This is a genomic window from Stenotrophomonas sp. RIT309 (genome assembly GCF_000632045.1).
Taxonomy (GTDB): Bacteria; Pseudomonadota; Gammaproteobacteria; order Xanthomonadales; family Xanthomonadaceae; genus Stenotrophomonas; species Stenotrophomonas indicatrix.
On the sequence record NZ_JFYS01000007.1, the window covers coordinates 1 to 23,278 of the forward strand.

Genomic DNA, 23,278 nt, shown 5'->3' on the forward strand with positions numbered 1-23,278 from the left:
GAAGTGATCTACGAAACCGACGCCGTCGCAGCCGCTCCGGCCAACGATGATGCGGCGCTGGAAGCCGCCTTCGACGCTGCTGCCGCACCTGCCGCCGACGCTGACCGCGAGCCCACCTGGGACGACCTGCCGGCCGAGGTCGTCCATGAAACCGCGCCCGTGGCCACTGCCGCTGTCGCACCGCCCGCGCCGGAACCCACCTGGGATGACCTGCCGGACGAAGTGATCTACGAAACCGACGCCGCCGACAGCCTGGCGCACACCGACAGCCCCGGATTGCAGGCCGCCTTCGAAGCCGCCGCCGACGGCGAAGTGGTTGCTGACATCGCTGCGCCGGCCGTTGCCAAGGCCGCCGCGCGCCCCGCACCAGCACCGATGCCATCGATGACCCGCGCCGCTGTCGCACCGCCGCCGCAGTTCGCGGTGGACACCCCCTCCAGCAACCGCCCCGGTTCCTGGCAGGAGCTGCAGGCCCAGGCGCATCAGCCCGCCAGCAGCCCGCATCCGCAGAACCGCCGCGCCGGCGAACGCACGTCGCGTTGGCTGCGCCTGCGCTGTGGCACCCAGGCCTACGCGCTGGAACTGCTGAAGGTGCAGGAAGTGGTGCTGCCGGTGCCGTTGCTGCCATTGCGCGGCACTGCCCCGGAAATGCTCGGCATCATGAACCTGCGTGGCCAGGTGGTGCCGGTGATGGATCTCGGCCTGCACCTGGGTGCGGCCTCCGCCGAGGATGACGCGCAGACCCGCATCGTCGTGCTTGAAGAGAACGGCGAGACCTTGGGCCTGCGTGTGTCGGCCGTGGAGGACGTCGCCAACCTGACCGACTCGCAGATCGAACCACCCGATACCGCCCGCATCTGCCAGATCTCCAATGAACTGTTCCGTGGCGTGGCCCGCATCAGCCAGCGGCCGATGATCCTGCTCGACGCCACGCAGCTGCTGGGGTGAATCCGTGCTCTGAATCGGCGCGCAGCGCCGATACCCCTAAAGAACCGCCCCACGGTGCCGTTATGAATGCTGGAACCGTTTGTCCGGAGCAACGATGAGCACTGTCGAACTGGGTGAGGATCTCGGCATCGAGAGCAGCACCGAGCTCAAGAACCGCCTTTCGCCCTTGGTGGCGGAAGCAGGCGAGCTGACCCTGGATGCAAGCCAGGTCGGCCGCATCCACACCGCCAGCATGCAGGTGCTGTGCGCCTTCGTGCAGGCCCGCCGCGAGGCAGGCCTGGGCACCGGCTTCCACGGTTGCACTGCAACCTTCCGTGACGCTGCACGCCTGTTGGGCGTCACCCAGGCCCTGGGCCTGGACGTACCCCATGACAACCTGAAATCTGTGGAGAACGCTGCATGAGCGCACGTATCTTGGTGGTGGACGATTCGGCGTCGATGCGCCAGATGGTTTCCTTCGCCCTCACCTCGGCCGGTTTTGCCGTCGAAGAAGCTGAAGACGGCGCGGTCGCGCTCGGACGTGCCAAGGGCCAGCGCTTCAATGCGGTGGTCACCGACGTCAACATGCCGAACATGGACGGCATCGCGCTGATCCGCGAACTGCGCCAGCTGCCGGACTACAAGTTCACGCCGATGCTGATGCTGACCACCGAGTCGGCAGCGGACAAGAAGTCCGAAGGCAAGGCCGCCGGTGCCACCGGCTGGCTGGTCAAGCCGTTCAATCCCGAACAGCTGGTCGCCACCGTGCAGAAAGTGCTGGGCTGATCGCCCCGCACTGCTCCCCCTCTTCGCTTCCGGATCGCCACTGCCATGAGCATGGACCTGCAACGCTTCCACGCCACCTTCTTCGAGGAGAGCCGCGAAGGCCTCGACGCCATGGAGGCTGGCCTGCTGGCCCTGGAATCGGGACAACAGGACCCGGAGATCATCAACTCGGTGTTCCGTGCCGCCCACTCCATCAAGGGTGGCGCAGGCACGTTCGGCTTCGATGCCATCGCCGGGCTGACCCACGTGCTGGAAACGCTGCTCGATGAGCTGCGGGCCGGCAAGCGCGCACTGGAAGGCAACGCCGTCGATGCGATGCTGTCGTCGGTGGACGTACTGCGCGCCCTGTTGCGCGAGGCCGAGCACGGCCAGCCCGCCGATCCTGCAGCGGTTGCTGCGGTGAAGGCGCGCCTGGAAGCGGTGCTGTCCGGCCAGGCACCCGCCGCCGCTGCACCCGCTGCCGCCAGCAAGGTGGACGACACGCCGGAAGCCTGGCAGATCGGCTTCACCCCGGCGCCGTCACTGTTCATGAGTGGCAACGACCCGTTGCGCATCATCCGCGAACTGGAACACCTGGGTTCGCTGCAGGTGGCCGCGCGCATGGATCGCCTGCCCGGCTTCGCCCAGCTCGACCCGCTTGAAGCCCACCTGGCGTGGGACCTGGGCCTGGTCGGCAAGGTGCCGCGCAGCAAGATCGAAGACACCTTCGCCTGGGTGCTGGACGACTGCGAACTGGACATCCGTCCGGCCGCACCGCCGAGCCTGGCCACCCAGGCACCGGCCGCCGCGCCGGTCGCTGCCCCTGCGCCCGCCGCTGCCGCACCGACGGCCAGCACCGGGGCCAGCCAGGAAGCAGAAACCTCCATCCGTGTCAGCGTCGACAAGGTCGATGCACTGATCAACCTGGTCGGTGAACTGGTCATCACCCAGGCCATGCTCAAGCAGGTCTCGCACGCGCTGGACCCGGTGCATGCCGAGAGCCTGTTCGCCGGCCTGGACCTGCTTGAACGCAATACCCGCGACCTGCAGGAGGCTGTAATCGGCGTGCGCATGCTGCCGGTCGACGCAGTGTTCCGCCGCTTCCCGCGTCTGGTCCGCGACCTGTCCGGCCGCCTGGGCAAGCACGTGCGCCTGCGCACCATCGGCGAAGGCACCGAGCTGGACAAGGGCCTGATCGAGAAGATCGCCGATCCGCTGGTGCATCTGGTCCGCAATTCCATCGACCACGGCCTGGAAATGCCGGACGTGCGTCGCGATGCCGGCAAGGACGAGACCGGCACGATCACCCTGGCTGCCTCGCACCAGGGCGGTCATATCGTCATCGAAGTCAGCGACGACGGCCGCGGCCTGAACCGCGAGAAGATCCTGGCCAAGGCGCAGGAACGCGGCCTGGCCGTACCGGACAACCCCACCGACTCGCAGGTCTGGGACCTGATCTTCCAGCCCGGCTTCTCCACCGCCGATGCGGTCACCGACCTGTCCGGTCGTGGCGTGGGCATGGACGTGGTCCGCCGCAACATCCAGGCGCTCGGTGGCGAGGTGCAGATTGAAAGCGGCCTCGGTACCGGCACCCGTACGCTGATCCGGCTGCCGTTGACCCTTGCCATCCTCGACGGCATGACCGTAGCGGTGGCCGGCGAAACCCTGATCCTGCCGCTGGCGTACGTGCTTGAAGCACTGCAGCCGCAGCCTGACGACATCCGCAGCATGGCCGGCGAAGGCCGCGTGCTGCGCGTGCGTGGCGAATACCTGCCGATCCTGTCGCTGAGCGAGTACTACGGCTATGGCCAGCGTGCACCCGGCAGTGAATCGCTGGTGGTGGTGGTTGAAGGCGATGGCCAGAAGATCGCGCTGGAAGTGGACGAGCTGGTCGGCCAGCAGCAGGTCGTGGTGAAGAACATCGAGAACAACTACCGCCGCATCGGCGGGGTCTCCGGTGCGACCATCCTCGGCGATGGCCGCGTCGCCCTGATCGTCGACATCGGCGGCCTGGTGCGTTCGCTGCGGGTGCCGCAGGCCGCCTGAGCTGCGCTACACGTTGTACCTGACCGCCGCCCTCCGGGGCGGCGGTTTTCGTTTGCGCGCGGGCGCAGGCAGCAATCGTACCCACGCGCAACGCGGCGGCCCCCGCAACTGTGAACTCCGTCGTCCTGCGTCGTGAACCTGATCGGGCGCATGGTTTCGCCTGAAACCACGCCGCCACGGCGAAAGCCCCGCCACTGCTTGCTTTCCGTTGGTTTCCCCTACGCCAGCGAATGTGACATCGGTCCATAAAGTACGGCGCAGCTGCGCCGCTATCTCGGGTTGACGGCAGTCACCGATCCTTCACCCGGCACCACCGTTCCCTCCTGCAACGACCTTTTGCCCGCGGCGCCGCCGCGGGTATTCTGCCCACCTTGGAGCACCCTGCATGAAGTGGTTCCACGATCTGCCCATCGCCCGCAAGCTGGCTGTGGGATTCACCCTGACCACCCTGATGACCGTCGTGCTGGGTGCGTTCGCCCTGGTCCGCCTGTCCGAAGCCAACGCCAAGCTGACCTCGATGGCGACCAACGACATTCCATCGGTGCAGTACCTCGGTGAAGTGCGCTCGCAGCTGGGCGAGTTCCGCACCTATGAACTGGCCCAGATCAGCATGCTGGACCAGCCGGAGAAGGTCGCCGACTACAACAAGCGCATGAACGACACCGCTGCAGTGGTGCGCGAGCAGCTGGCGGCCTATGCCAAGCTGCCGTCCGGCGACAAGGAGCGCACGCTGTACCAGGCCGTGCAGGCCGACGTCGATGGCTACTTCGCCGCCAATACCAAGCTGCGCGAAGCGGCCACCGCCGGTGATGGCGAAGCGGCCCGGCAGATTTCCGATGAGCAGTCGCGCCCCCTGCGCCGCAAAGCTTTCGAAGACCTGAAGGCGCTGGGTGCGCTGCTGGGAACCCAGATGCAGGGCAAGATCGACGACGCCAACGCGACCCACCGCAACAGCATGCTGGCCATCATCGCCGCCATCGTGCTGCTGGTCGTGGTCGCCGCCACCCTGGCGGTGATCATCTCGCGCGCCGTGGTCGGCCCGCTGGGCAAGGCCGTGCACGCCATCCAGGCCGTCGCCCGCGGCGATCTCAGCGTCACTACCCAGGCCACCGGCAAGGATGAGGCGGGTCGCATGCTGGCGGCCACCGCGGAGATGACCGCGATGCTGCGTCGCTTCTCCGAGCAGACCCAGCTGATGGCACAGATGCATGCCGGCCCCGATATCAGCCACCGCATTCCGGAAGACTTCCCGGGCGTCTATGGCCAGCTCGCCGGCGGCATCAACACGGTGATCTTCGAACACCTCGATGCGATCCGTGATGCCATCGATGTGCTCAACCAGTACGCCACCGGCAACCTCACCCCCGATGCGCGCCGGTTGCCGGGCAGCCGCGCGATCCTGCACGAATCGATGGATGCGGCCAAGGCCAGCCTGCTGGCCATCAACACGCAGATCCAGCAGTTGGCATCGGCTGCTGCGGCCGGCGACTTCAGCCAGCGCGGCGATGCGCAGCGCTTCGATCACGATTTCCGCGTGATGATCGAGCAGCTCAACAGCATGATGGAGGTCGCCGACGGCAATCTTGGTCAGCTGTCGCAGCTGCTGCAGTCCATCGCCGCGGGCGACCTGACCGCACGCATGGACGGCCAGTTCCACGGCGTGTTCGCCCGCATGCGTGACGATGCCAACACCACCGTCGCCCAGTTGACCCAGATCGTCAGCCAGATCCAGGCCAGCACCTCGAGCATCACCCTGGCCTCAGGCGAAATCGCCTCGGGCAATAGTGACCTGTCGCGCCGTACCGAGCAGCAGGCCGCCAATCTGGAAGAAACCGCCGCCTCGATGGAGGAACTGACCTCCACCGTGCGCCAGAACGCCGAACATGCGCGCCAGGCCAACCAGCTCGCCATCGGTGCGCACGGCGTGGCCTCGCAGGGCGGTGAAGTGGTCGGCCAGGTGGTCACGACCATGTCGGCCATCGAAGCCTCCTCGAAGAAGATCGCCGAGATCATCTCGGTCATCGATGGCATCGCCTTCCAGACCAACATCCTGGCGCTCAATGCCGCAGTGGAAGCGGCCCGTGCCGGCGAACAGGGCCGTGGCTTCGCCGTGGTCGCCAGCGAGGTGCGTACCCTCGCCCAGCGCTCGGCCGCCGCCGCCAAGGAGATCAAGGGGCTGATCGACGAATCGGTCGGCAAGGTCGCCGAGGGTTCCAGCCTGGTCCACCAGGCCGGCAGCACCATGGGCGAGATCGTCGCGTCGGTGCAGCGCGTGACCGACATCATGGCCGAGATCTCCGCCGCCTCGCAGGAGCAGTCCGCCGGCATCGAGCAGGTCAACCAGACCGTGGTGCAGATGGACGAAACCACCCAGCAGAACGCCGCGCTGGTGGAAGAAGCCACCGCCGCCGCGCGGGCGATGGAAGACCAGGCCGCACAGCTGGGCGAGGCCGTCGCACGCTTCCGCCTGGCCGCACCGAGCGCGGGCAATGCGATACCGCGCGCAGCCATGGCCGTGGCCAGCAGTGCTCCGCGCAAGGCGGCGCCCGCATCCATCGCCGCACCTGCGCGCGTGCGCAAGCCCGTTGCGCAGCCGGCCCTGGCCGGTGACGGCGACTGGCAGGAGTTCTGATCGCAGCATCGGGGTGGCCGCGCGCCACCCCGTCAGCGGAAAGGCAGCGCCGGGCCATGCCCGGCCCGGGCACCACTCGTGCCCGACCGCCGCGGGCATGGCACAACGGAGCAAACGAGTGCGTTCGGTGCTACATAAATCCGCAACGCAGCCGATACTTCTTTCGAGCCACGCGCCCACACGCGTCGGCGCCCGCCCCTGACCACAGATTCCATGTCCGACGGCCACGACACTGCACTGCCCGAAGTCCATGCGGCCGATGCCGCGGATGATCGCTTTCTGGTCCGCAACCCCCGCCAGGTGCGGCAGCTGCTGCGTTCACTGATCGACCAGCGATCACTGATCAACGCCCATATCGACGGCCGCGATCGATCCTTCCCCACCGCCCTGCTTGAACTGGACGACGACGAGGATTTCCTGCTGCTCGATGGCAGCCCGCAGGAGGCTTCCAACCGCGCCGCCGAACAGTCCGACCACCTGCTCTGCTTCGCCCAGCTGGAACGGGTACTGGTGCGTTTCCGCCTGCATGACCTGCAGCGCGTGGACAACGAGGGCCATGTGGCGTTCCGTGCACCGCTGCCCGATGAATTGGTGCACCTGCAGCGACGCGAACTGTACCGGCTGGAGACCCCCATCACCGACTCACCGCAATTGCTGCTGCCACCGGGCGAGGCCCGCGCCGAAGCCTTGTCGATGCGGGTGGTGGACATCAGTGGCGGCGGCCTGGCGGTAACCGTGCCCACCGACTGCGCCATCTTCAGCCTGCAGCAGCGCTACCGGGCGCAGCTGTCGATGCCCGATGGCCCGGACCTGCAGATCGAACTGGTGGTCTGCAACCTGCTGCCGCAACGCCTGCCCAACGGCACCGAGGTCAAGCGCGTCGGCATGCGCTTCGACGACCTGCCGCGCGGCGGCGACAGCGCCATCCAGCGCTACATCTTCCGCATCGACCGCCAGCGCAAGGCACGCCGCAACGGCGAGCTCTGACACCCCCACGGCGGGCAGTGCCGGCCGCTGGCCGGCAACCTCGAAACCGCGTGGATACCGGTGCCAGTAGATCCACGCCATGCGTGGATGCGGGAGCCAGTAGATCCACGCCATGCGTGGATGCAGGATTGCCGGCCAGCGGCCGGCACTACCAGATGCCTAAAGTCCCCCACCCAGGGGCCGATATCGAGCCTGACACCGGCACTTCCGGCAGAACCAGGACCCCTCGATGAACGACAAGAACAGCTCCGCCGCCGGCGCCGATGGCGAATTCCTCAGCTTCACCCTCGGTGCCGAGCACTACGGCGTGGACATCCTCAAGGTGCAGGAAATCCGCGGCTACGACGCCGTCACCCGCGTCCCCGATGCCCCGGACTACATCAAGGGCGTGATCAACCTGCGCGGCACCATCGTGCCGGTGATCGACCTGCGCCTGAAGCTGCGCCTGGAAGACGCCCGCTACGACGCCTTCACCGTGATGATCGTGCTCAACGTGGAAGACCGCGTGGTCGGCATCGTGGTCGACAGCGTCTCCGACGTGATCCCGCTGTCGGCCGAGCAGATCCGCCCGACCCCGGAATTCGGCGCCGCCGTCGACACCCGCTTCATCTCCGGCATCGGCACCCACGACGACCGCATGCTGATCCTGCTGGATATCGAAACCCTGCTGGACAGCGCCGACATGGGTCAGACCAACGTCGTCGAAGACGCTGCCGCCTGAGCAAACGGACCTTTTTCACGTTTCTGTTACGCAGCCCTTCAGTTCCCCTCATCCACGCCGATAGGGGGACAGAAGCCGGTCGCGCAGGAACGCGCCAAGGCCGGATCCACCATCACCATCCCCGGAGAATCACCCCGATGAAGTCCCTGCTTGCGTTCGTTTCGGCTGCCGTCCTGGCCACCACCGCTTCCTCCGCCTTCGCGCAGTCGGCCGAGATGATTCCGCCGGAGATGGCACCGCGCGCCGTCGGCAAGGACGGCATGGTCTGCGGCAAGGTCGAAAAGGCCCGCTTCGCAGAAGGTTCCGAAGGCCAGCCGACCTTCCTGTACATGGGCGGCGCCTTCCCGCGCCACACCTTCTCGGCACGCATCGCCGGCGAGAACCGCGGCAAGTTCTCCTTCCCGCTGGAAACCCTGGAAGGCAAGACCGTGTGCGTGATCGGCAAGATCCAGCGCGACGCCTCGCGCGCGGAAATCGAAGTCAGCTCGCCGTCCAGCCTGAAGCTGGCCAACATCAAGTAATCCGCTGTCCGTCAGACCGCGCCGGCCAGCGTGCCGGCGTGGCTGTTGCAACCGGGCCCTGCGCCCGGCCGCGTCTGCCTTAGGAGATCGCAACGCCCATGCCGTGGATCAACAACCTGAAACTGATGCCGAAGCTCATGCTGACCTTCGGTGTCCTCTTGCTGGTGATGCTGCTGCAGGGCATCGTCGCCTACCGTGGCCTGCATTCGCTGAACAACGTGACCACCGAACTGGCTGGTTCACGCATGGAGAGCATCCGCATGGCCGGCGAGATGCGCGGCATGCTCGGCGAGTACCGCAACAGCGCCTACCAGCAGCTGATCCGCGCCAGCGACGACGTCAAGGCCGACGCCCGCAAGCAGGCCGTCGAACTGCGCACCAGCATGGACAAGTCGATCAAGGACTATCCGAAGCTGGTCGACAACGCACAGCAGAAGAAACTGTTCGACACCTTCGCCAAGGACTGGAAGGACGCGCTGGCCTCCTATGACAGCGTCACCGAAATGCTGGAGCTGGACCTGCCCGACGATGCGATCGACACCTTCGTCGGCGAGACCCGCACCAAACACCGCAAGGCCGGCGCCGCGCTTGAAGCGCTGATCGCCGAAGACAACCGCCTCGCCCGCGCCTCGCGCGACGAAGCCGCCTCCACCTACTCCGCCTCGGCCGTGCTGACCGTCATCGCCCTGCTCGGCGGCGCCGCGCTCGGCCTGGTGCTGGTGTGGCTGTTCGCCCGTGCCCTGGTCGGCAGCGTGCGTGGCGCCGTCTCGGTGGCCAACGACGTCGCCGGTGGCAAGCTCGATGGTCACATCGACGTCAGCCGCCAGGACGAAGTGGGCGAACTGATGCAGGCCATGCAGCGCATGCAGCGCGACCTGCGCGAGCGCACCGAAACCGACCAGGCCATCGCCCGCGAGAACCTGCGCATCCGCACCGCGCTGGATTACAGCTCGACCGGCGTCTACCTCACCGACCCCAACAACACCATCGTCTACAGCAACCGCGCCCTGCAGCAGACCCTGGCCCAGTACCAGGACGAGCTGCGCCGCGACCTGCCCGACTTCGACGTCCACGCCTCGCTGGTCGGCAAGCCGGTCACCGTGCTTGAACACCGCGGCGAGATGGACAATACCCTGCTGGCCAACCTCAAGCAGCATGGCGTTGCCCGCCGCCCGATGCAGTACGGCGATGCCCAGTTCGCCCAGGTCGTGTCGACCATCCGCAACGAAGACGGCGACACCGTCGGCTACGTGGTGGAATGGCGCGACCGCACCCAGGAAGCGCAGGTCGAGGCGGAAGTGGCACGGGTCATCGCCCAGGCCGCTGCCGGCGACCTGTCCGGCCGCATCGATGCCAACGACAAGGAAGGCTTCTTCCTGCAGCTGGCCCAGCAGATCAACGGTCTGCTGGACGCCAACTCGGGCAGCATCGAACAGATCTCCGGCCTGCTCGCCGCACTGTCGCAGGGCGACCTGACCGTGCGCATGCATGGCGACTACCAGGGCGTGTTCGCCCGCATGCGTGACGATGCCAACGCCACGGCCGCACAGCTGAGCGAGATCGTCACCCGCATCAAGCAGTCCAGCCGTGCGATCAGCTCGGCCGCCGGCGAAATCGCCTCCGGCAACAGCGACCTGTCGCGCCGTACCGAACAGCAGGCCGCGAACCTGGAAGAAACCGCCGCCTCGATGGAAGAACTGACCTCCACCGTGCGCCAGAACGCCGAGCACGCCCGCCAAGCCAACCAGCTCGCCATCGGCGCGCACGGCGTGGCATCGCAGGGCGGCGAAGTGGTCGGCCAGGTGGTCACCACCATGTCGGCCATCCAGGCCTCGTCGAAGAAGATCGCGGAAATCATCTCGGTCATCGACGGCATTGCCTTCCAGACCAACATCCTGGCGCTGAACGCCGCGGTGGAAGCGGCCCGTGCAGGCGAACAGGGCCGTGGCTTCGCCGTGGTCGCCAGCGAGGTGCGTACCCTCGCCCAGCGCTCGGCCGCCGCCGCCAAGGAAATCAAGGGCCTGATCGACGACTCGGTCGGCAAGGTCAACGACGGCTCGGCACTGGTGCACAAGGCCGGCGCCACCATGGGCGAAATTGTTGCCTCGGTGCAGCGCGTCACTGACATCATGTCCGAGATCTCTGCTGCCTCGCAGGAGCAGAGCGCCGGCATCGAACAGGTCAACCAGACCGTGGTGCAGATGGACGAAACCACCCAGCAGAACGCCGCGCTGGTGGAAGAAGCCACCGCCGCCGCACGTGCGATGGAAGAACAGGCGGGCCACCTCAGCGAGGCGGTCTCGATCTTCGTGGTCGACGAAGCCGAAGCCGTGGTCGCCACGCGCGCACCGGCACCGCGCGCGTCGGCACCGGCAGCCCCGGCTCCGGCAGCGGCGGCACCGCCGGCCCGCCGCAGCACCGGCGGCCGATCCATGGCCACCGAACTGGCTGATGGAGACTGGCAGGAATTCTGATACCTGCCTGACCTGAGGCACGAAAACGCCCCGGCCCTGCGCTGGGGCGTTTTTTTTTGCGGCCTCGCCAGGTGTTGTCCAGCCAACGGCGCAGTGCTTCCGGGGTCAGATCCGTTTTCCTGCGGAAAACGGATCTGACCCCTCTTTCCACCCGCCAACACCAATGCACTTGCCATCCGAGCCAGTGAAACCCGAGGGGATGGGTCGGGGCGGCCAGGCGGGACCGTTGGCGCCATGGATGGCGCCATCGAGCCCCCATGGATGGGTTTACGGCGTGTCCCGCCTGGCCGCCCCGACCCATACCAGCACGTATCAACACAGAGCCCTGAGCGCTGTTGCTGTTGCTGTTGCTGTTGCTGTTGCTTCAACAGCCTGCCGCAGGCAGCGCCGCAGCCGCCGCTGCAAACGAACCTGAATACGTTCGAACAGCCCACCTCAATCCCCCGCCCCCGCGGCCGATAACGGTCATGTCACCGCTGCTCCCGATCAGCACCGGCGCCTCCACCCACCACCACCCGGGTACTGCTCGATGAATCTCCTGCATCGCTGGCAACACTACTTCAGCAATCTCTCCGTCCGACGCAAGCTCAATCTGCTCACGCTGCTGATCGCACTCGGCGTGATCGCGCTCTCGGTGATCGCTGCCCGCATGCAGTACCTGGACCTCAATGAAACCCGCAAGTCGTCGTTGAAGACCCAGGTTGAACTGACCTACGGCATCCTCGACCACTACCACGGGCTGGCCGCCAGCGGCGAACTCACCGAGCCCGCCGCCCGCCAGGCCGCGCTCGATGCGCTGGCGCGCATGCGCGCCGACAGTGATACGTATTACTACAGCGTCTACGACACGAACTACCGCGTGCTGATGCATCCGTTCCGCAAGGACCTGATCGGCAAGGACATGAAGGACTTCCGCTCCGAGGACGGCGTGCAGCTGTTCCACGACCTGGTGGAAGTGGCTCGCAAGGGCGGCGGGGTGGTCTCCTACAAGTGGGCCAAGGCCAACAGCGAAGGCCTGTACGACAAGGCGTCCTACGCCGGCCTGTTCAAGCCCTGGAACTGGGTGGTCAGCAGCGGCGTATACATGGATGACGTGCAGCAGCAGGCACTGGTCTTCACCGCCATCATGACCCTGGCCGGCGGCGTACTGGTGCTGATCGTGCTGGCATTGAGCTGGGTCATCGGCAACCGCATCGCACGTCCGCTGAAGCAGGCCACCGCCGTGGCCGAAGGCATTGCCGGCGGCAAGCTGGACAGCCACATCGGCCCGCAGCCGCATGACGAAACCGGTCGCCTGCTCGAAGCCATGTCGCGCATGCAGCAGCAGCTGCACGCGGTCATCAGCGGCCAGCGCGAGATGGCGCGCCGCCACGATGGCGGTGAACTCAGCTACCGCATCGACGCCAGCAGCTTCCCCGGCGAATACGGACTGATGGTGCAGGAAACCAACGTCCTGGTCGGCAGCCACGTGCAGACCCTGCACGATGTACTGAACGTCGTGCAGCAGTACGCCGTGGGCGACCTCAGCAGCGACATCGCGCGCTACCCGGGCGAAAAGGCGGCGATGACCACCACCGTCGACACGGTCAAGGCCAACCTCGGCCGCATCAACGCCGAGATCAAGCAGCTGGCCAGTGCCGCCGCTGCGGGCGACTTCAGCCAGCGCGGCGATGCACAGCGCTTCGATCACGATTTCCGCACCATGCTGGAAAACCTCAATGCCATGATGGCAGTCAGCGATGACAACCTCGGCAAGCTCTCGCAGCTGCTGTCGTCCATTGCCGACGGCGACCTGACGGCACGCATGCACGGTGACTACCAGGGCGTGTTCGCCCGCATGCGCGACGATGCAAACGCCACGGTCAGCCAGCTGACCCAGATCGTCAGCCAGATCCAGGCCAGTGCCTCCAGCATCACCCTGTCGGCCGGCGAAATCGCGTCGGGCAACAGCGATCTGTCGCGCCGTACCGAGCAGCAGGCCGCCAATCTGGAAGAAACCGCCGCCTCGATGGAGGAACTGACCTCCACCGTGCGCCAGAACGCCGAACACGCGCGCCAGGCCAACCAGCTCGCCATCGGCGCGCACGGCGTGGCCTCGCAGGGCGGCAGCGTGGTCGGCCAGGTGGTCACCACCATGTCGGCCATCGAAGCCTCCTCGAAGAAGATCGCCGAGATCATCTCGGTCATCGATGGCATCGCCTTCCAGACCAACATCCTGGCGCTGAATGCCGCAGTGGAAGCGGCCCGTGCCGGCGAACAGGGCCGTGGCTTCGCCGTGGTCGCCAGCGAAGTGCGTACCCTCGCCCAACGCTCGGCCGCCGCCGCCAAGGAGATCAAGGGGCTGATCGACGACTCGGTCGGCAAGGTCGCCGAGGGTTCCAGCCTGGTCCACCAGGCCGGCAGCACCATGGGTGAGATCGTCGCGTCGGTGCAGCGCGTGACCGACATCATGGCCGAGATCTCCGCCGCCTCGCAGGAGCAGTCGGCCGGCATCGAGCAGGTCAACCAGACCGTGGTGCAGATGGACGAAACCACCCAGCAGAACGCCGCGCTGGTGGAAGAAGCCACCGCCGCCGCGCGGGCGATGGAAGACCAGGCCGCACAGCTGGCCGACGCCGTGGCGATCTTCCGCCTCGACAACCAGGTCGCTGTCGCAGTGAAGGCGGTGACCGCCAAGGTCGCGCCGAAGGCTGCCAGCCCTGCGCCTTCGCGACCGTTGTCGACGCCCGCACCGATCCGCCGTACCCACTCCAGCACCGTCGTCTCCAACGACGGCGACTGGCAGGAATTCTGATCCTCGCGGCGGCTCCGGCCGTCGCCCCGCCGATGGACACGTCACCCGTGCAGAGCCCTACCCCCATCGTCAGCGGTACGCGCGAATTCGAATTCGCCGACCGTGATTTCCGCCGCGTCTGCGACCTGATCTACCAGCGCGTGGGCATCGCCCTCGCCCCGGCCAAGCGCGACATGGTGTACGGACGCCTGTCGCGCCGCCTGCGTACGCTGGGCATGCGCAGCTTCCAGCAGTACCTGGACCATCTTGAACAGGGTGATGGTGACGAGTGGCAGGCATTCACCAATGCGCTGACCACCAACCTCACTGCGTTCTTCCGCGAGCCGCACCATTTCGACAAGCTGCGCGAAGAGCTGCAGCAGCGCAACGGGCGCGGTCCGCTGCTGTTGTGGTCGTGCGCCGCCTCCACCGGCGAAGAGCCCTACTCGATGGCGATCACCGCCTGCGAAGCGTTTGGCACCCTGAAGCCGCCGGTACGCATCGTCGCCACCGACGTCGACACCCAGGTGCTGGCCACCGCCGGGCGCGGCGTCTACAACATCGACCGTGTCGCCGGCCTCGATCCGGACCTGCGTCGCCGCTATTTCCAGCGTGGCAGTGGCCCCAACGAAGGCCAGTGCCGCGTACTGCCGGCGCTGCGCGAACTGATTGAATTCCGCCCGTTGAACCTGCTGGCACCGCGTTACGACGTCGGCGGCCCGTTCGATGCGCTGTTCTGCCGCAACGTGATGATCTACTTCGACAAGCCGACCCAGCGCGCGATTCTTGGCCGCCTGGTCAACCACCTGGCCGACGACGGCCTGCTCTACACCGGCCATTCGGAGAACTACCTGCACGCTGCCGATCTGATCCAACCCTGCGGCCGTACCCTGTACCGTCGTGCGGCAAAGGCCGGCGCATGAACGCATCACTGCGTACCGACGATGTGATGCGCTACCAGGACGCACGCTTCAAGACCATCGCCGCCAAGCTGCTGCCAACCCAGTATCTGGTAGTGGATGACACCACCGCGCTGACCACTACGCTGGGCTCCTGCGTGGCGGCTTGCCTGCGCGACCCGGTACTGAAGATCGGCGGCATGAACCACTTCCTGCTGCCCGAAGGCAACGCCGGCGACGGCGCGCCCGCACGTTATGGCAGCTATGCGATGGAACTGCTGATCAACGACATGCTCAAGCGCGGCGCCCACCGCAAGCGCATCGAGGCGAAGGTGTTCGGCGGCGCCAACGTGCTGAAGGGCTTCACCAGCAATCCGGTAGGCACCCGCAACGCCGAGTTCGTGCGCCAGTACCTGCAGGCCGAACACATCCCGATCCTCGCCGAGGACCTGTGCGGCATCCATCCGCGCAAGATCTGGTTCTTCGCCGATACCGGCCGCGTGGTGGTGCAGCGCCTGCCACACGCCCACGAAGCCGAAGTCGCCGCGACCGAATCGGCCGTGCGCGCACGCCTGTCCAAGGCCCCGGTCACCGGTGGCGTGGAGCTGTTCGAATGACCCTGACCGGCAACGCCCCCTGCCGGGTCCTGATCGTCGACGACTCCGCCGTCGTCCGGCAGATGCTCACCGAGATCCTGTCCAGCGATCCGGCCATCGACGTGGTCGGCACCGCCGCCGACCCGCTGCTGGCCCGCGAGAAGATCAAGCGCCTGGCCCCGGACGTGATCACCCTGGACGTGGAAATGCCACGCATGGATGGCCTGGCGTTCCTGGAAAACCTGATGCGCCTGCACCCGCTGCCGGTGGTGATGATCTCTTCCCTGACCGAACGCGGCGCCGATACCACCCTGCAGGCACTGGGCCTGGGCGCGGTGGACTTCGTGTCCAAGCCCAAGCTCGACGTGGCCCGCGGCCTGCAGGGCTATGCTGATGAAATCATCGCCAAGGTAAAGATGGCTGCGCGTTCCCGGGTGCGCCCGCTGGTACGCGTGGCCACGCCGAAACTCACGCTGGATGCCGCCCCTGCCGCGCGCCCAGCAGCAACGCAGTTCCGCACCACCGACCGCCTGATCGCCATCGGCTCGTCGGCTGGCGGTACCGAAGCATTGCGCGTGGTGCTGGAAGGCATGCCCGCCGACGGTCCGGCCGTGGTGATGACCCAGCACCTGCCCGCCAGCTTCAGCACCGCCTTCGCCGAACGACTGGACCGTCACTCGGCAATGGCCGTGCGCGAAGCCAGCGACGGTGAAGCGGTGCTGCCCGGCCACGCCTACCTGCCTCCGGGCGGCAAGCACCTGCGGATCATCCGCGACGGTGCGCGCTGGCGCTGCCGTGTCGACGATGGTCCTGCGGTGAACCGGCACAAGCCGGCGGTGGACGTGCTGTTCCGCTCGGTGGCACAGAGCGCGGGCGGCAATGCCATCGGCGCGATCCTCACCGGCATGGGCGACGACGGTGCACGCGGCCTGCTGGAAATGCGCCAGGCCGGCGCGCCGACGCTGGTGCAGGACGAGGCGACCAGCGTGGTCTGGGGCATGCCCGGCGCGGCCTTCAAGCTCGGCGCCGCCGAAGAACAGGTGCCGCTGGAGCGCATTGCCGAAAGACTGCTGGCGCTGGCCCGCGGCTGACCGACCACAGCGCCGCAGCGCTTCATCCCGTCTTTCAAACGCCGGCCCCGGAGGGGCCAGCTGTTTCGTTCTTCAAGGAGCTTCACCGTGGCCCAGCGCCGCTTCCCCACCCGAACCTCGCTGCTGACTACCGCGCTGCTGGCCCCGCTGGCGGCCACGTCTGCCGCACAATCAGCACCGCCGCACACACCACCCGTCGCTGCCACCGCCACCGCTACCACCACCGACCACCCTGCCCCCTGGACTGATCGCGTACAGATCCAGAGCGGTCCGGCCAGCGCGCTGAAGCGTATGCACGCACCCGACGTGGCGCTGCGCATCGTCACTCCCGATGACAGCGAGGCGCTCACGCCTAAGGGGCTCGCGCTTCTCTTCAGCGGCAACGAGCCGGACTACTTCCAGCGTAACAACCTGCCCGGCAGCATCATCGAAGGACAAGCCAGTCCCGCCATCACGCTGATGCCAAACGTGGCCAAGGCGCTGGTGGGCGGCTACTTCCGCTATGCACCCGACGCGCTGCCCGCGCAGACCAGTACCCTGCGCTTCAGTGCAGACACGTGGGCACTGGTGCACCAGGGCAACACGCGCAAGGATCCCCTCTACCGCCTCAACCACTCCAGCACCATCGAGCAGCGGCGTGCCGACGGTACGCTGGCGGAAATCATCAGCTGCAATGACAGCGACAACCGCGCAACCCTGGAAGCATGGCAGGCCGATGATTACGCGCGGCTCAAGGGGGCCGCGCAGATGATCACGATGAAATGCATCGAGAAGCTGGTCAAGAGGATCCCCGCAATGTACCCGCGCCCGTTGGCCGCTGAAGATGTCAGCGCCTATGCTGACGGCACCGCTCCCCCGGCACGGGTGCGCGTCTACGCAGCCTTGGGGCGCACCACCACCCTGTACACCGATGCCGCCTGCCGCGAGGATTACCGCGACAGGATCGACGTCAAGTACAACAACGCCGGCGACAAAGGCGTGCTCGGCATCCCCGTCACGGAAACCCTGCGCAGCAAAGAGAACGAGCGGTTTTCCACGCTCAGCTACCAGGAATACGAAGTACCCGGTGGCAAGCCGCTGATCTTCGAGGCACGTTTCGACGCAAGCAGTCGCGTGTACTGCGACGGCAAGCTGTCAGGCCAGTTCGTGGCCAAGCCCGGGCAGGATTACGAGGTGGAATTTGAAGTGGCCGACAAGATGTGCCGGCTGCATATCCGCCAGGTGCATGCCGACGGCAGCATGACACCGCAGCAGGCACGGGCCACCCCCACCATCTGTGAGCGCACCCGCGCACCGGTTCGCATCGAGCCGCGGCAGGAAATGCAGGTGCTGCTGTTCAGCCCGGGCGAGGTGCAGATCCAGGATGCCAGCCTGAGCAGCGCACCGCAGCGGCTGAGCGACGATGCAGGCAGCAGCCAGGCACTGCAGCAGATGCTGCAGCAGGCCAGCAGCACCCCCGGCACGCGCCTGTGCGTGGTGGTCCCGGCCGCGGATTACAGCAGCGTCCTGCACGATGCCGTGCGCGAACGCGTGCTGGATGCGCCGCAGGTGTTGCCCAGTCTGTGGGAGGAGACGTCCACGGTGAACCAGCGCCGCAATGCCGCCGCCGATGCTCCGGTCGACATCGCCGCCGCGGTCACCCGCTGCAAGGCGTTCCCGATCAAGGAATTCGCGGCGCAGTGAGTTGCAGCGCGCGCACCCATCACGTTTCCCCAAGGAGTACCACCGTGGCATTACGCCCAGCCTGCCTCACCGCCGCGATCGCGGCCAGCCTGCTGCTGGCTCCGTCGGCCTACGCCGTCGACGAAGCACCCACGCCTGTCGCCGCCTCTGCGGTCACGTCCGGGGCATCACCCGATCCGGCAACGGACGCCACGCCCGTAACCGATATAGCCGAGGCCGCACCGGCAGCTGCGGCCGTCGCCGGACCAGCCGTCGGGGACGTCACAGTGGCTGTGGCACCCGCACTGGATCTCAGCAGCCTGCAACGGGTAAAGGTCACTTCCGGCCTGGGCGTCGGGCCCAACGGCAATCGCGTGGGCGACCATGTGCTGCGCCTGGTGATGCGCGGTGACACCGCCGCGGTCACCGCAGCCAAGGTCGGTCTGTCTGCCTTGGCGTTCGTCACCGGCGTGGGTGACATCGGCACCAGCAACAGCTTCAGCAAGAACAACGTGCGCGGCGAGGACATCCAGTCCGTTCCCAGCCCGGCCTTCGGCGCGTTGCCCGGCATGATCCGCGAGCAGCTGGCGCTCTATTTCACGGCCCATCCCGGCGCCATTCCCAGTGACGCGCGCACCGTGGAAGCCAGCGCCGGCCAGTGGTCCCTGGTGTACCAGAAGCTCAGCGACGCAGAGACCCCGTATGAGCTGCGCCACGATGTAACCATCGGCTTCCCGCTGGTGCGCAAGCTGTTCCGCAGCGCCAGTGGCGGCCAGGGCGTGCACTGCCAGGACGAAGCGCGGGTTGCTCCGCTGCAGGAATGGCAGGCCGACGACTACGCCAAGGCGAAAGCTGCATCGCGTGAGTTCGCCGAAGCCTGCATCGTCCGCTTCGTCGCCGAGCTGCCGCGCCTGTTCCCCGACCACGGTGCGTTGCCGGAAACGGCCGCGGAACCGGAGCTGCCGATGGACACGCCAGCGGTGACCGAGGAAGCGGCCGCCGCCGGCCAGGCCTGACCCCGGACGGACCTGAATCGCGACTAGTGCCGGCCGCTGGCCGGCAGCGCTCTTGACCTCGCACGGCTGCCGGCCAGCGGCCGGCACTACCAGGCATCATCGGCACCACAAAAAACCCCCGGCTTTCACCGGGGGTTCTTCGTTTCAACGGGCTACCGGCCAGCGGCCGGCACTACCCTCAGGCAGCGACCGTGTTGGCCACGTCCTGGTATTCCTCGATCTGATCGAAGTTCATGTAGCGGTAGATCTCGCTGCCGCTGGCGGCGATCACACCGATATCGGCCATGTACTCTTCCTTGGTCGGAATGCGGCCCAGGCGCGAGCAGATTGCCGCCAGTTCCGCCGAACCCAGGTACACGTTGGTGTTGCGGCCCAGGCGGTTCGGGAAGTTGCGGGTCGAGGTCGACATCGCGGTGGAGCCTTCGCGGATCTGCGCCTGGTTGCCCATGCACAGCGAGCAGCCCGGCATTTCCATGCGTGCGCCGGTCGCGCCGAAGGTGCCGTACACGCCTTCCTTGGTCAGCTCGGACGCATCCATCTTGGTCGGCGGGGCCACCCACAGGCGGGTCGGCAGGTCACGCTTGCCTTCCAGCAGCTTCGCAGCCGCGCGGAAGTGACCGATGTTGGTCATGCACGAACCGATGAACACTTCGTCGATCTTGGCGCCAGCAACTTCGGACAGGGTCTTCACGTCGTCCGGGTCGTTCGGGCAGGCCACGATCGGCTCGTGGATGTCGGCCAGGTCGATCTCGATGACGGCGGCGTACTCGGCGTCGGCATCCGGCTCCAGCAGCTCCGGGTTGGCCAGCCACGCTTCCATCTTCTCGATGCGGCGCTGCAGCGAGCGCGGATCCTGGTACCCCTCGGCGATCATCCACTTCAGCAGCGTGATGTTGCTGGTCAGGTACTCGATGATCGGTTCCTTGTTCAGGCGCACCGAGCAGCCGGCCGCCGAACGCTCGGCCGAGGCATCGGACAGTTCGAAAGCCTGTTCGACCTTCAGTTCCGGCAGGCCTTCGATTTCCAGGATGCGGCCGGAGAAGATGTTCTTCTTGCCAGCCTTGGCCACGGTCAGCAGGCCCGACTTGATCGCGTACAGCGGGATCGCGTTGACCAGGTCACGCAGGGTCACGCCCGGCTGCATCTTGCCCTTGAAGCGCACCAGCACCGACTCCGGCATGTCCAGCGGCATCACGCCGGTGGCAGCGGCGAAGGCGACCAGGCCCGAACCGGCCGGGAACGAAATGCCCACCGGGAAACGGGTGTGCGAGTCGCCACCGGTGCCGACGGTGTCCGGCAGCAGCATGCGGTTGAGCCAGCTGTGGATCACGCCATCGCCCGGACGCAGCGAGACGCCGCCGCGGGTGGAGATGAATTCCGGCAGGGTGTGGTGGGTCTTGACGTCCACCGGCTTCGGGTAGGCCGCGGTGTGGCAGAACGACTGCATCACCAGGTCGGCCGAGAAGCCCAGGCAGGCCAGGTCCTTCAGCTCGTCGCGGGTCATCGGGCCGGTGGTGTCCTGCGAGCCCACCGAGGTCATCTTCGGTTCGCAGTAGGTGCCCGGGCGCATGCCCTTGCCTTCCGGCAGGCCACAGGCGCGGCCAACCATCTTCTGCGCCAGCGAGAAGCCCTTGCCGGTATCGGCCGGCTGCACCGGCAGGCGGAACAGGTCGGTCGGGGCCAGGCCCAGCGCTTCACGCGCCTTGCCGGTCAGGCCACGGCCGATGATCAGCGGAATGCGGCCACCGGCGCGCACTTCGTCGAACAGCACTTCGGACTTGACCTGGAACTCGGCGATCACTTCGCCGTTCTTCAGCGCCTTGCCATCGTACGGACGCAGCTCGACCACATCGCCGTGCTCCATCTTCGACACGTCCAGCTCGATCGGCAGCGCGCCGGCATCTTCCATGGTGTTGTAGAAGATCGGGGCGATCTTCGAACCCAGGCAGACGCCACCGGCGCGCTTGTTCGGGATGTACGGAATGTCATCGCCGGTCCACCACAGCACGCTGTTGGTGGCCGACTTGCGCGAGGAACCGGTGCCGACCACGTCGCCGACATAGGCGACCAGATGGCCCTTGTCCTTCAGCGACAGGATCTGCTGGATCGGGCCGCGCTTGCCGTCTTCTTCCGGGGTGAACGCGGCGTCGTCACGCTTGTTCTTCAGCATCGCCAGGGCGTGCATTGGAATGTCCGGGCGGGTGGTCGCGTCCGGTGCCGGCGACAGGTCGTCGGTGTTGGTTTCGCCCGGCACCTTGAACACGGTGACGGTCAGGCTCTGCGGCACTTCCGGGTTGCTGGTGAACCACTCGGCATCGGCCCAGCTCTGCATCACGGCCTGGGCGTTGGCGTTGCCGGCCTTGGCCTTTTCCTGCACGTCGTGGAAGGCATCGAACACCAGCAGGGTCTTCTTCAGCGCGTCGGCAGCGATAGCGCCAACGCTGGCATCGTCCAGCAGCTGCACCAGCGGCGCGACGTTGTAACCGCCCAACATGGTGCCCAGCAGTTCGGTGGCGCGCTCGCGGCTGATCAGCGGGTTCTGCTCGCTGCCCAGTGCGATCGCGGCCAGGTACGAGGCCTTGACCTTGGCAGCGTCATCGACGCCGGCCGGCACGCGGTGGGTCAGCAGGTCGAGCAGGAACTCGGCCTCGCCCTGCGGCGGGTTCTTCAGCAGTTCGATGACATCGGCCGTCTGCTGCGCGGTCAGCGGCAGGGGCGGGATGCCAAGCGCAGCGCGCTCGGCGACGTGGTGGCGGTAGGCTTCCAACATGACAACTCCCGGGTAATGCGTGAGGTGAATAAAAAGTGGGCTCAGGCTTGCGGCACGATCAGCTTCAGGCCCTTGAAGTAGTCGCGATAAAACGTGTCGTTCCAGGTGATCAGGCCATCGCACTGCAGCAGGGCGTGCGCGCCGATCATGAATTCGTCCAGGCCACGGCGCTGGCTGCCGCCGCGCTGGCGATGGCGGCGATGCATCTCACCCGCGCGCAGGGCCGACTTGGCTTCCAGCGCGTTGAAGTGCACGCCCATTTCTTCCAGCGCTTCCAGCACCTCGGCACCGCCGCGCAGGGCGGCACAGATCTCGGCCAGGGTCGCGCCGCAGACCACCACTCGGCCACCGACAAGGCTCTGCCGCAGGCAGGATTCCACCGCATCGGCCTGCGGGCCGTTGCTGAGCAGTTCGACCAGCACCGGTGAATCGACGGCGATCATCACCGCTTACTCCTCGTCGCGCAGGTCGCGCACGGCCGCATCAGCCGATTCGAAGCCGTCCAGCGAGAACTTTCCGCGGGCGCGGGAGATCGCATCGTCCACGCTCTTGCGCAGGATGATCCGGCTGCCTTCCAGCTCCACCTTCAGCAAGGTGCCCTTGGTCAGGCCCAGCGCATCGCGCACTGCCTTGGGCAGGGTGATCTGTCCGCGTTCAGCAACGGTGGCTTCCATGGGGTACGCCTCAAAAAGTATGTATGAATTATACATACCCGTCGCATCCGGAACAAACCTCCCGATATGTGACCTTGATCCCGCGTCAGTCGCAGCCGGGCGTTAGACTCGCCCAGCAGCCCTGCTGCGCCCCGGCTGGACGCCCCGGCGTTCCAACCGCACCTATCCGCTCCATAAATAAGGAAGTTTCATGCGCGCGCTCGCCCTTGCCCTGATCCTCGCAGCCCCGCTGGCCGTTTCGACGACCTCCGCCCATGCCAACCCGTTCGGCGCCTACACCACCGGCATCGAGATCACCCAGCAGCAGATGGACACCCTGGAAGTGGGCAAGACCACCCAGGACAACATCCGTGAGAAGTTCGGCGCCCCCGGCCGCCGCGAACAGCTGGGCGACACCCAGGTCTGGTACTACGACTTCGTGAAGATCAAGAGCTTCGGCAAGAACATCCAGGAAGCGACCGTACTGGAGTTCAACAAGCAGGGCGTGCTGACGGCCAAGTCCAAGAGCAACGCTGTCGGCAAGACCGGCAATCCGCTGATCGATGCCGCTAACGGCAAGTAAGTCCTGCAGCCGATGCATTCCTGGACGGGGCGCCCATGAGCGCCCCGTCTGCGTGCGGGCTGGCGCAAAAACGATGCACACGCTGACACGAAGGCTACACACACCGCTGTAACCTTGCGTTCCAAGCCTGCCGGGTCATTGCCGGGCGCTGGATCGCCGATA

At 66.6% G+C, this 23,278-nt stretch carries 19 protein-coding genes; 16 read left to right on the plus strand and 3 right to left on the minus strand.

Features of this window, described 5'->3' with window-relative positions; all coding sequences use genetic code 11:
• The 15 genes from BW38_RS15135 to BW38_RS15065 form a co-directional block, all read left to right on the plus strand.
• On the plus strand, positions 1 to 948 hold a 948-nt coding region (locus tag BW38_RS15135), incomplete at its 5' end, for a chemotaxis protein CheW (protein WP_032975456.1).
• Between the two features lie 94 nt (positions 949 to 1,042).
• Positions 1,043 to 1,351, plus strand: coding sequence for an STAS domain-containing protein (locus BW38_RS15130; RefSeq protein ID WP_032975458.1), 309 nt, complete (start codon positions 1,043 to 1,045; stop codon positions 1,349 to 1,351).
• The gene (locus BW38_RS15125) at positions 1,348 to 1,713 is read left to right on the plus strand and encodes a response regulator (RefSeq protein ID WP_025878971.1); all 366 of its coding nucleotides are present in this window, start codon (positions 1,348 to 1,350) and stop codon (positions 1,711 to 1,713) included. Before BW38_RS15130 ends, BW38_RS15125 begins: the two co-directional genes overlap by 4 nt.
• Positions 1,714 to 1,758: 45 nt before the next feature.
• Complete coding sequence (locus tag BW38_RS15120) at positions 1,759 to 3,738, plus strand: chemotaxis protein CheA (RefSeq protein ID WP_025878970.1); 1,980 nt, start codon at positions 1,759 to 1,761, stop codon at positions 3,736 to 3,738.
• Positions 3,739 to 4,123: 385 nt separating this feature from the next.
• On the plus strand, positions 4,124 to 6,370 hold the full coding sequence (locus tag BW38_RS15115) for a methyl-accepting chemotaxis protein (protein WP_032975459.1): 2,247 nt from the start codon (positions 4,124 to 4,126) through the stop codon (positions 6,368 to 6,370).
• 213 nt (positions 6,371 to 6,583) lie between these two features.
• A complete protein-coding gene (locus tag BW38_RS15110; protein ID WP_025878968.1) occupies positions 6,584 to 7,357 on the plus strand; it encodes a flagellar brake protein in 774 nt (257 codons plus the stop codon).
• A gap of 229 nt (positions 7,358 to 7,586) precedes the next feature.
• On the plus strand, positions 7,587 to 8,078 hold the full coding sequence (locus tag BW38_RS15105; protein WP_025878967.1) for a chemotaxis protein CheW: 492 nt from the start codon (positions 7,587 to 7,589) through the stop codon (positions 8,076 to 8,078).
• Between the two features lie 137 nt (positions 8,079 to 8,215).
• Entirely contained in the window at positions 8,216 to 8,599 is a 384-nt protein-coding gene (locus tag BW38_RS15100) for a hypothetical protein (protein ID WP_025878966.1), read from the plus strand.
• Between the two features lie 98 nt (positions 8,600 to 8,697).
• Complete coding sequence (locus BW38_RS15095) at positions 8,698 to 11,073, plus strand: methyl-accepting chemotaxis protein (RefSeq protein ID WP_032975460.1); 2,376 nt, start codon at positions 8,698 to 8,700, stop codon at positions 11,071 to 11,073.
• Positions 11,074 to 11,602: 529 nt separating this feature from the next.
• Complete coding sequence (locus tag BW38_RS15090; RefSeq protein ID WP_032975461.1) at positions 11,603 to 13,867, plus strand: methyl-accepting chemotaxis protein; 2,265 nt, start codon at positions 11,603 to 11,605, stop codon at positions 13,865 to 13,867.
• A 32-nt stretch (positions 13,868 to 13,899) separates the two neighbouring features.
• Entirely contained in the window at positions 13,900 to 14,769 is an 870-nt protein-coding gene (locus tag BW38_RS15085) for a CheR family methyltransferase (protein ID WP_032975462.1), read from the plus strand.
• Positions 14,766 to 15,362 (plus strand): chemoreceptor glutamine deamidase CheD, encoded by a 597-nt coding sequence (cheD, locus tag BW38_RS15080; protein WP_025878962.1) that lies wholly within the window; start codon positions 14,766 to 14,768, stop codon positions 15,360 to 15,362. The genes BW38_RS15085 and cheD overlap by 4 nt, the downstream gene beginning before the upstream one ends.
• Positions 15,359 to 16,432 (plus strand): chemotaxis response regulator protein-glutamate methylesterase, encoded by a 1,074-nt coding sequence (locus BW38_RS15075; RefSeq protein WP_099783897.1) that lies wholly within the window; start codon positions 15,359 to 15,361, stop codon positions 16,430 to 16,432. Before cheD ends, BW38_RS15075 begins: the two co-directional genes overlap by 4 nt.
• Before the next feature lie 87 nt (positions 16,433 to 16,519).
• Positions 16,520 to 18,115 (plus strand): hypothetical protein, encoded by a 1,596-nt coding sequence (locus BW38_RS15070; RefSeq protein WP_032975463.1) that lies wholly within the window; start codon positions 16,520 to 16,522, stop codon positions 18,113 to 18,115.
• 44 nt (positions 18,116 to 18,159) lie between these two features.
• Entirely contained in the window at positions 18,160 to 19,110 is a 951-nt protein-coding gene (locus tag BW38_RS15065) for a hypothetical protein (RefSeq protein WP_032975464.1), read from the plus strand.
• Positions 19,111 to 19,288: 178 nt separating this feature from the next.
• Here BW38_RS15065 and acnB read toward each other — a convergent pair whose 3' ends face one another.
• From acnB to BW38_RS15050, 3 genes are read right to left on the minus strand one after another with little or no spacing between them, the layout of a single operon-like run.
• Positions 19,289 to 21,880 (minus strand): bifunctional aconitate hydratase 2/2-methylisocitrate dehydratase, encoded by a 2,592-nt coding sequence (gene acnB, locus BW38_RS15060; RefSeq protein WP_032975465.1) that lies wholly within the window; start codon positions 21,878 to 21,880, stop codon positions 19,289 to 19,291.
• A 41-nt stretch (positions 21,881 to 21,921) separates the two neighbouring features.
• Positions 21,922 to 22,323 carry a type II toxin-antitoxin system VapC family toxin gene (locus BW38_RS15055; protein ID WP_032975466.1) on the minus strand — a complete coding sequence of 134 codons (402 nt, stop codon included), beginning with the start codon at positions 22,321 to 22,323 and terminating at the stop codon, positions 21,922 to 21,924.
• 6 nt (positions 22,324 to 22,329) lie between these two features.
• Entirely contained in the window at positions 22,330 to 22,554 is a 225-nt protein-coding gene (locus tag BW38_RS15050) for an AbrB/MazE/SpoVT family DNA-binding domain-containing protein (protein WP_025878955.1), read from the minus strand.
• A 190-nt stretch (positions 22,555 to 22,744) separates the two neighbouring features.
• Between BW38_RS15050 and bamE the strand changes: the two genes are divergently transcribed.
• The gene (bamE, locus tag BW38_RS15045) at positions 22,745 to 23,116 is read left to right on the plus strand and encodes an outer membrane protein assembly factor BamE (RefSeq protein ID WP_025878954.1); all 372 of its coding nucleotides are present in this window, start codon (positions 22,745 to 22,747) and stop codon (positions 23,114 to 23,116) included.
• Positions 23,117 to 23,278 lie beyond the last annotated feature (162 nt).